This is a genomic window from Vibrio sp. Vb0888, from assembly GCF_033338835.1.
In the GTDB taxonomy this organism is placed as follows: Bacteria; Pseudomonadota; Gammaproteobacteria; order Enterobacterales; family Vibrionaceae; genus Vibrio; species Vibrio alginolyticus.
In genome coordinates, this window is record NZ_JAWOTL010000206.1 from 1 (window position 1) to 1,207 (window position 1,207).

Genomic DNA, 1,207 nt, shown 5'->3' on the forward strand with positions numbered 1-1,207 from the left:
CGTCTGTTTTTTGCTGTCATCGTGTCGGCGAGCTTGATGCTGGCCGATAGTCGTCTAGATACGTTTTCCAACGTTCGCTACCTACTCAACAGTATGGTTGCGCCAATTCAGTACGCAGCGAATATGCCTCGCAGTATGTTTGATGGTGTATTCGAACGTTTTAATACTCGTCAGGCATTAGTAGAAGGCAATCGCAACTTAAAGCGCGAAGTGCTTCGTCTAAAAAGCGAATTGATCTTGCTCGACCAATATAAAGAAGAGAACCAACGCTTGCGTAAGTTGCTTGGCTCGTCTTTTGTTCGTGATGAGAAGAAGGTCGTGACCGAAGTAATGGCGGTGGATACTTCACCTTATCGTCATCAAGTGGTGATTGATAAAGGCCAAATTGACGGTGTGTACGTTGGTCAGCCCGTTATTAACGAAAAAGGTATTGTCGGTCAGGTTACGTTTGTTGCGGCGCACAATGCGCGCGTATTGCTACTGACAGATGCAAAAAATGCCATTCCAGTTCAGGTCATTCGTAATGACATTCGAGTAATTGCATCAGGTAATGGTGAAATGGATGAAATCCAACTGGAACACATTCCAACCAGTACAGATATTCAAGTCGGTGATTTACTTGTGACATCCGGTCTGGGAGGCATTTACCCTGAAGGCTACCCTGTGGCGACGGTCACGAATGTGGATCACGATACTCGTCAAGAGTTTGCATCGATCAAAGCCGAACCTGTAGTGGAGTTTGATCGTCTACGATACTTGCTGTTGATCTGGCCAAACGAAGATCGTCAGCACAAAGTACTGCAATCCAACGCGAATGACGGGTTAGAGCAAGAACAAGAGGTAACTAATGGCCAGTAATGTATTGCGTAGCAGAATGGTGATTGGTGTTAGTTTCTTCGTTGCGCTAGTACTGCAAACCATTCCTTGGCCCGGAGTATTGGACCTACTTCGTCCTTCATGGCTATTTTTGGTGACGTGTTATTGGGTGCTGGCATTGCCGCATCGAGTGAACGTTGGCACGGCGTTAGTGTTGGGCTTATTGTGGGACATTCTCATTGGTTCAACGCTAGGAATTCGGGGCATGATGATGTCCATTGTCATCTACTTGGTGGCACTGAATTTCTTGCTAATTCGTAACATGGCATTGTGGCAACAGTCGATTTTAATTGCCTTTTTTACTGCGTTATTGGAAGTTTTGATATTCTGT

2 protein-coding genes are annotated in these 1,207 nt (G+C 45.6%); both read left to right on the forward strand.

Annotated features, from left to right (window positions below; genetic code table 11):
* On the forward strand, nt 1–858 hold an 858-nt coding region (mreC, locus tag R7P72_RS25045), incomplete at its 5' end, for a rod shape-determining protein MreC (protein WP_318110965.1).
* On the forward strand, nt 848–1,207 hold a 360-nt coding region (gene mreD / locus R7P72_RS25050), incomplete at its 3' end, for a rod shape-determining protein MreD (RefSeq protein ID WP_318110966.1). The genes mreC and mreD, both read left to right, overlap by 11 nt.